Origin of the sequence: Marinobacter litoralis (assembly GCF_016427555.1) — a bacterium.
GTDB classification, from domain to species: domain Bacteria; phylum Pseudomonadota; class Gammaproteobacteria; order Pseudomonadales; family Oleiphilaceae; genus Marinobacter; species Marinobacter litoralis_A.
In genome coordinates, this window is record NZ_JAELVS010000007.1 from 115,565 (window position 1) to 123,780 (window position 8,216).

7 protein-coding genes are annotated in these 8,216 nt (G+C 53.1%); 6 read left to right on the top strand and 1 reads right to left on the bottom strand.

The features are described from left to right. Positions 1-75: 75 nt before the first annotated feature. Both purL and JAO79_RS15375 read left to right on the top strand, forming a co-directional pair. Positions 76-3,981: a phosphoribosylformylglycinamidine synthase gene (purL, locus tag JAO79_RS15370; protein ID WP_199008105.1), complete on the top strand. Its 3,906-nt coding sequence runs from the start codon at positions 76-78 to the stop codon at positions 3,979-3,981. 432 nt (positions 3,982-4,413) lie between these two features. Continuing rightward, on the top strand, positions 4,414-4,725 hold the full coding sequence (locus tag JAO79_RS15375) for a YqfO family protein (protein WP_199008106.1): 312 nt from the start codon (positions 4,414-4,416) through the stop codon (positions 4,723-4,725). Here the strand turns inward: JAO79_RS15375 and JAO79_RS15380 are convergent. Then, a complete protein-coding gene (locus JAO79_RS15380) occupies positions 4,695-5,273 on the bottom strand; it encodes an NUDIX hydrolase (RefSeq protein WP_199008107.1) in 579 nt (192 codons plus the stop codon). The genes JAO79_RS15375 and JAO79_RS15380 overlap by 31 nt on opposite strands. A 95-nt stretch (positions 5,274-5,368) precedes the next feature. Here JAO79_RS15380 and JAO79_RS15385 point away from each other — a divergent pair, with 95 nt between their 5' ends. From JAO79_RS15385 to purT, 4 genes are read left to right on the top strand one after another with little or no spacing between them, the layout of a single operon-like run. Beyond that, positions 5,369-5,950, top strand: a complete 582-nt coding sequence (locus tag JAO79_RS15385; protein WP_199008108.1) for an NUDIX hydrolase — start codon at positions 5,369-5,371, stop codon at positions 5,948-5,950. Between the two features lie 17 nt (positions 5,951-5,967). Next, entirely contained in the window at positions 5,968-6,495 is a 528-nt protein-coding gene (locus JAO79_RS15390) for a gamma carbonic anhydrase family protein (RefSeq protein WP_199008109.1), read from the top strand. Positions 6,496-6,497: 2 nt separating this feature from the next. Further along, positions 6,498-6,680: a DUF1289 domain-containing protein gene (locus JAO79_RS15395; protein ID WP_199008110.1), complete on the top strand. Its 183-nt coding sequence runs from the start codon at positions 6,498-6,500 to the stop codon at positions 6,678-6,680. A 20-nt stretch (positions 6,681-6,700) separates the two neighbouring features. After that, positions 6,701-7,900: a formate-dependent phosphoribosylglycinamide formyltransferase gene (gene purT / locus JAO79_RS15400; RefSeq protein ID WP_199008111.1), complete on the top strand. Its 1,200-nt coding sequence runs from the start codon at positions 6,701-6,703 to the stop codon at positions 7,898-7,900. Positions 7,901-8,216 lie beyond the last annotated feature (316 nt).

Here is an 8,216-nt window from a genome sequence, read left to right on the forward strand (position 1 = left end):
TGCGCCGGTTTCAAGTATCATTGCCGCCTTTCAGAAAGACGTCCCCCGATTCTTCGCGCGATACAGGTTGATATCATGCTTGAACTTCGCGGCGCGCCAGCGCTCTCGCCCTTTCGTTCCCGCAAATTGCATTCTCGCATTCAGGACATGGTTCCGGATGTGCAGCATGTTTATGCAGAGTTTATGCACTTTGTGGATCTAGATGACGACCTGTCCGATACCGAACAGGCGATTTTAGACCGGCTGCTTACCTATGGGCCCAGTGTTGAAGTAGAAACACAGGATGGCGTTTTATTCCTGGTGGTTCCACGCCCCGGCACTCTGTCTCCGTGGTCAAGCAAAGCGACCGATATCGCCCGTAATTGTGGCCTTCGGCAGATCCGCCGAATCGAGCGCGGTATTGCTTATTATATCCGGTCCGGCAAAAAGCTGGGGTTGGAGCAGCGCGAAAAAATCGCTGCACTTCTGCACGATCGCATGACCCAGAAAGTATTCCACGAGATGGGTGGGGCCGAGCTTCTGTTCAGCAATGAAGAACCTCGTCGTTTGGGGCGGGTGCCGGTTGTTTCCGGTGGCCGTGCCGCATTGGTTGAAGCCAATGCCCGCTTGGGACTGGCTCTGGCTGACGATGAGATAGATTACCTGGTTGAGTCCTTCATCAAGCTGGAACGTGATCCGACTGACGTTGAGCTGATGATGTTCGCACAGGCGAACTCAGAGCATTGCCGCCATAAGATTTTTAACGCCTCTTGGGATATCGACGGTGAAGCGCAGGAAAAATCCCTGTTCGCGATGATCAAAAACACCTACGAGATGAACAGCGAAGGTGTTCTGTCTGCTTATAAAGATAACGCATCGGTGATCGTGGGTAGTGAAGCCGGGCGCTTTTACCCGGCACCGGGTACCGGCGTGTACAGCTATAACCGCGAGCCTGTTCATATTCTGATGAAGGTGGAAACGCACAACCACCCGACAGCGATTGCTCCGTTTGCCGGTGCCGCGACCGGTTCCGGTGGTGAGATCCGCGACGAAGGCGCTACCGGCCGTGGTTCCAAGCCAAAAGCCGGTCTGTCAGGATTTACCGTATCTAACCTGAACATCCCGGGCGACGAACAGCCATGGGAGCTCGGTTACGGCAAACCCAGCCGCATTGCTTCGCCATTGGATATCATGATTGAAGGCCCGATCGGTGGCGCGGCATTCAATAACGAATTCGGTCGCCCGAACCTGACCGGGTATTTCCGTACCTTTGAGGAGAAAGTCGCGGGCGCGGCAGGCGAAGAAGTGCGCGGTTATCACAAGCCGATCATGATCGCAGGCGGTATGGGTAACATCCGTGAAGAGGATGTGGAGAAGGGCAATATCCCGGTCGGTGCCAAACTGATCGTTTTGGGCGGCCCGTCCATGCTGATCGGTCTGGGTGGTGGCGCAGCCTCTTCTATGGATTCCGGTTCCAGTAACGAAAACCTCGATTTCGCTTCTGTTCAGCGGGACAACCCCGAAATGGAGCGTCGTTGTCAGGAAGTGATTGACCGTTGCTGGCAGTTGGGTGAACAGAACCCCATTTGCTTTATCCACGACGTGGGTGCGGGCGGTTTGTCTAACGCCATGCCGGAACTGGTCAAAGATGGTGGGCGCGGCGGTAAGTTCGAATTGCGGGATATCCCCAGCGATGAGCCTGGTATGTCGCCGCTGGAAATCTGGAGTAACGAATCACAGGAACGTTACGTTCTTGCAGTCGCGCCGGAAGATCTCGAGCGTTTTGATGCCCTGTGTCGTCGGGAACGTTGCCCGTACGCCGTCATTGGCGAAGCGACCGAAGAGCATCATCTTGAACTGGCGGATTCGTACTTCAACGACAAGCCGGTTGATCTGCCGATGGATGTGTTGTTCGGCAAGCCGCCGAGAATGCATCGGAGTGTGACGCGCGCGTCTTTCACCAAGCCGATCTTTGATTCTTCGAAAATCGACCTGCAAGACGCCATTCGCCGTGTACTTCGATTGCCGTCAGTCGGTTCCAAGAGCTTCCTGATCACCATTGGTGACCGCACGATCACAGGCTTGGTCGCCCGCGATCAAATGGTGGGTCCTTGGCAGGTGCCGGTGGCTGACGTGGCCGTAACTGCCGCGTCTTTCGACGTTCGTGCCGGTGAAGCTATGGCTATGGGCGAGCGCACACCGCTGGCGGTCATCGATGCGCCAGCATCTGGCCGTATGGCAGTGGGTGAAGCCATTACCAACCTGGCAGCTGCGCCGATTGAGAAGCTTTCCAATATCCGGCTTTCCGCCAACTGGATGGCCGCGGCCGGGCATCCCGGTGAGGATGAAAACCTCTATGAAACCGTGAAAGCGGTGGGTATGGAGTTGTGTCCGGCATTGGGTATCACCATCCCGGTGGGTAAAGACTCTATGTCTATGAAAACCACCTGGGAAGAAGAGAACGGTGAGCAGAAGAGCGTTACGTCGCCGCTGTCACTGATTGTGAGTGGCTTTGCTCCGGTCACTGACGTGGCTCGCACGTTGACCCCAGAGCTTCGTACCGATGCAGGTGAGACTGATCTGATTCTGATTGATCTGGCCGCCGGCCAGAATCGTCTTGGTGGCTCTGCGCTGGCTCAGGTATACAGCCAGGTAGGAGCAGTAGCTCCCGATCTGGATGACCCGGAAGACGTCAAAGCTTTCTTCGCGGTCATTCAGGGGCTGAATTCCGATGGCAAGCTGCTGGCCTATCACGATCGGTCCGATGGTGGCCTGTTTGTGACGTTGGCAGAAATGAGCTTCGCCGGCCGCACCGGTGTCAGCGTCAAGCTGGATGGTTTGGCAGAAGACAGCTCTCAGTTCGCTCGCGAGCTATTTAATGAAGAGCTGGGTGCTGTGGTTCAGGTTCGTCGTGAAGATACAGAGTTTGTGCTTCAGCAGTTCTCGGCTGCCGGCCTTGGCGATCATACCGGTGTCATCGGTACATTGAATGAGTCCGACCGCATCGAGCTGACGTTCGCTGGTGAGAGCGTTGTTGATGAGGCACGCGTTGATCTCCAGCGTTTGTGGGCAGAAACCAGTTTCCAGATTCAATCCTTGCGCGACAACGCGGATTGCGCCAAAGAAGAGTTCGATAACCTGCTGGATGCTGAAGATCCCGGCCTGAATGTTGATCTGACGTTTGATATCAACGAAGACATTGCTGCGCCGTTTATCAATTCGGGTGCTCGTCCAAAGGTAGCGGTTCTGCGGGAGCAGGGCGTTAATGGCCAGATTGAAATGGCGGCCGCCTTTGATCGTGCTGGCTTTGAAGCTGTTGATGTCCACATGAGCGACTTGTTGTCTGGCCGAATCTCACTAGAGAGCTTCCAGAGTTTGGTGGCGTGTGGTGGCTTCTCCTACGGCGACGTGTTGGGTGCGGGTGAAGGCTGGGCTAAGTCTATTCTGTTTAACGACCGTGTTCGTGACCAGTTTGCCAGCTTCTTCAACCGTGAGGACACTCTGGCGCTGGGCGTATGTAATGGTTGTCAGATGCTGTCCAACCTGCATGAACTTATTCCCGGTAGTGAAGGCTGGCCTCGTTTCGTACGAAACCAGTCTGAGCAATTTGAAGCACGCCTGGTGATGGTCGAAGTAGCACCGTCTCCATCTGCCTTCCTGGACGGCATGGCGGGATCGCGTATGCCGATTGCAGTTGCTCATGGTGAAGGTCGTATTGAGTTTGCAGCGGGTAATACGGCGGATTCTCTGGTTGAGAATAAGCTGGCAGCACTGCGTTATGTGGACAATCGTGGTGAAGTAACCAGCCGCTACCCCTACAACCCGAATGGGTCTGAAGGTGGGATTACCGGCGTTACAAACCGCGATGGCCGCGTCACCATTATGATGCCTCACCCAGAGCGTGTGTTCCGTGCGGTGCAGCATTCGTGGCGGCCGGATGGCTGGCAGGAAGATGGCCCATGGATTCGCATGTTCCGTAATGCGAGGCGCTGGCTGGGTTGATGTAAGCCACTCCGGCTAGCGCAAAAGCCGGCCGGGCATTGCCTTTCCTTTTGGGAGGTAACGCCCGGTCGGCTTTTTTTGTGGTGCAAGTATTTGTCCGGTCAATAAATGTACGATTTTTCGGTCGTAATTGTGATAAAACTGGTGGTCAAGGGCTTGACTCAGGTTTTTTATGCACATTTGCAGGGCTAAACTGGTGGAACTATGAACAAACAAAGGGATGTGCGTTCACTTTTTGAGCTTTTGCTGTAGCTTGTTGAATAAAAAGGATTTTATTTGATGGGCGAATTTCTCGTCAATTTGAGGTGAGGCCAGTATTCATAAGGGTTTAGAGTAGATTCCCTAATACTTTGCACAGAGTTATCCACAGAAATTGTGGGTAAGTTCGAAAAGTCTCGATTTGAGCAAAACTTGTACGATTAGAGGTGGCTAATGTTTAAGGTTTGTTACTTTGTTCCCGAGAGTCATTTGGATATGACCAAGCAGGCACTCTTTGATGCCGGTGCGGGCAAAATCGGAGATTACGATCATTGTGCGTGGCAGTGTAAAGGGCGGGGACAGTTCCGGCCCTTGGCGGAAAGCGATCCTTATCTGGGACAGCGGGATAAATTGGAAGTGGTTACGGAGTTCAAAGTTGAGTTGGTTTGTGCTGAGGATAAGATACAGGGGGCCATCGAAGCACTGAAGCAGGCCCATCCGTATGAAGAGCCGGCTTATGAAGTGTTCCGGCTCGAAGTGTTTTGATCGAGGCGTTTTGCGCTTGGTGGACGGATATCGGTCACATGCAGACCGTAGTTGCCTGAAGGCATCTCAGAGAGAAAATATTCCAGTGTGCGTTTAACAGTCGGGAAGGAAATTTCGTCCCACGGGATTTCGTCAGCAGCGAAGAGTCGCGACTCCAGGGATTCTTCGCCAGCACCAAAACTTCCGTTGACCAGTGTTGCGCGGTAAAACATATGCACTTGGTTGATGTGAGGTACATCGATAATTGAGAACAAGCCATCGATGGTTACTTCGGCCAGAGCCTCTTCCAACGTTTCGCGAGCTGCCGCTTCAATGGTTGTTTCCGCGTTTTCCATAAATCCGGCAGGCAGTGTCCAGTAGCCGTAGCGGGGTTCGATCGCTCGCCGACACAGCAAAATTTTTCCGTCCCATACAGGCACTGTACCCGCAATGATTCTCGGGTTCTGGTAATGAATGGTCTCGCAGCTAACACACACATAGCGGTATCGGTTGTCGCCCGCTGGTATTTTTTGTTCCACCTGTTGGCCGCATGTGCTGCAATACTTCATCGTTTTCCCCGTATACTGAGAGTTCAATAGTAGCCAGTTTAACGATCGCGGCTGCTTGTGTCTCATTCAATGTGGCTATCTGATTGGAGAGCGGAGTGCAGGGTCTGTTGCAGGAAAAGCTGTTAAATTATGCGCCTAGGCAATTGGCGTTGGATTACCCCGAGGCGGGAATACTGGTTCCGATTACTGATAATATCGCCAATCCCGAAATGATTTTCACCCTGCGCTCTGCAAATCTAAAAACTCATCGAGGCCAGGTGGCCTATCCGGGCGGCAAGCGTGACCCGGAAGATTCCTCACTCGCTGCGACGGCCTTGCGGGAAACGCATGAGGAAATCGGACTGCCGCCGGATCAGGTAGATGTGATCGCTCCCCTCAGCCAGGTGGTTTCCCTGCACCGAATTCTTGTAACACCTTATGTAGGTGTTGTTCCTGAAGAATATTCGTATGAGCCTAATCCCGATGAAATAGAGAGTGTTTTTCGGGTGCCCATCGAGTTCTTTCTGGAAGACAAACGGGAGCGCACCGATGCTCTCGGATTCCAGAACAGCACCTTGTATGTACCGTGTTATCGGTGGGAGCGTTTCCAAATCTGGGGGCTGTCCGCGATCGTGTTGGTCGATTTCCTGAATACCGTTTACGATGCCGGGATCGATATTCTTGAGCCGCCACGTTGAATCCATGGGAGGAAGTGATGTTTTACAGTCTTGAAGAGCGCACACCGGAGTTCTGCGGGGGTGAACAGTTTGTCGCGGACAACGCTACGGTGATTGGCAGCGTTAAATTGATGGAAAAATCCAGTGTTTGGTTCAATGTGGTTATACGGGGGGACAATGAATTGATCACCATCGGCCCGGAGACCAATGTACAAGACGGATCTGTTCTGCATACTGATCCAGGTATACCTCTCACGCTCGGTCGCGGGGTGACGGTTGGTCATAAGGCGATGCTGCACGGCTGCGAAGTGGGCGATTATTCCCTGATCGGCATCAATGCGGTGGTTTTGAATGGTGCCAAGATTGGCAAGCATTGCCTGATCGGCGCAAACACCTTGATACCAGAGGGTATGGAGATTCCAGATGGCTCGATGGTGGTGGGCTCGCCGGGTAAGATTCGCCGGGAGCTGACCGACAATCAGAAAAAGATGCTGGAAATCGGTGCGCTTCATTATGTGCACAACGCTCAGCGTTATAAGCAAAAGCTGCAAGAGGTTGAACTATAGTGGTGAAAGTCCGCGATAAAGTGCGGTCACCTTGCGTGTCTGTGTGCGCACTGAATGACGATGACATCTGTATTGGCTGTCAGCGAACCGGCGATGAAATCCTGCGCTGGAGTTCCATGACCGATGACGAGCGGCGGGAAGTACTAAAAAGCGTTGCTGAGCGTGAAGAGAAATTTCAAATCTAAAGAACAGGAAATAGACGGGAATGACTGAAACCGGCAATGTCGTGCGTATCGGCACCCCATTAACTCCGAATGCTACGCGCGTACTGTTTTGTGGGTCAGGAGAGTTGGGTAAAGAGGTTGTTATTGAGCTGCAGCGGTTTGGCGTGGAAGTAATTGCCATCGATCGGTATGCCAACGCGCCGGCCATGCAGGTGGCGCATCGTAGCCATGTCGTGGATATGCTGGATGGAGCGGCGCTAAGACAAGTTGTAGAGCTGGAAAAGCCTGACCTGATCGTGCCCGAGATTGAAGCGATTGCAACTGCAGAGCTGGTTAAGCTAGAGGGTGAGGGGTATCGGGTGGTGCCGACGGCGCGCGCCGTGCACCTGACGATGAATCGAGAGGGTATTCGCCGTTTGGCCGCAGAGGAGTTAAAAGTTCCAACGTCACCTTACCGGTTTGCAGGAACTCGCGAGGAATATTTGGCGGCAGTCAAAGAAATGGGCCTACCCCTGGTCGTGAAGCCCGTAATGAGTTCGTCCGGTAAAGGACAAAGTACCGTTAAAGCTGAAAGCGATATTGAGCCAGCGTGGGAGTACGCTCAAAGTGGCGGTAGAGCGGGTCGTGGTCGTGTGATCGTAGAGGGATTTGTTGATTTCGATTACGAAATCACCTTGTTGACGGTTAAGCATCGCAACGGCATATCGTTTTGCGATCCTATTGGTCACTTGCAGGAAGATGGAGATTACCGGGAATCCTGGCAGCCCCATCCAATGTCGCCAAAGGCGCTCGAGCGTTCCACGGAAATAGCACGGTCGGTGGTGAGTGACCTCGGCGGGTACGGTATTTATGGTGTCGAGTTGTTCGTTAAAGGTGACGAAGTCTGGTTTTCCGAGGTATCACCTCGACCGCATGATACTGGACTGGTGACACTGATGTCCCAGGACCTATCGGAGTTTGCCCTGCATGCAAGGGCGATCCTCGGACTACCTATTCCTGCAATTCGGCAGAAAGGGCCAACGGCATCTGCGGTCATTCTTCCTGAGGGTGACTCGGATTCAGTGTCCTACAGTGGGCTGGGTGACGCGTTATCGGAACCGGATACGCAGGTACGACTGTTTGGTAAGCCTGAGCTTAAAGGAAGGAGGCGAATGGGTGTGGCGCTGGCACACGGTTCTACTTTAGATGATGCCAGGGCAAGAGCGGTGGATGTAGCGAGTAAGGTTAAAGTAGAGGTTTAGCTCCTGGTACCGAGGGCGCAAAGGTGGGTGATTTGAAGAAATTTAAGAAAGTTTCAGATCACCCGTTGACACCCTCAGGGATGTCTGTAGAATGCGCATCTCGCTTGAGGGGCTAGCCACTAAACACGGTCAGCAACGAAGCGGTAACTGCTTGAAAGTATTGAAGAAAGTGTTTTAAAGATTCTTCGAAAAAGCGGTTGACAAGGTGGCGGTTCAGTGTAGAATGCGCCCCACGATTTAGTAGTAACGCCGGTGAGTTTTTCGGCCGTTTTCGAAGACGAAAACAGCAGTTAAAATTAACGGTTGACAAGGTGGT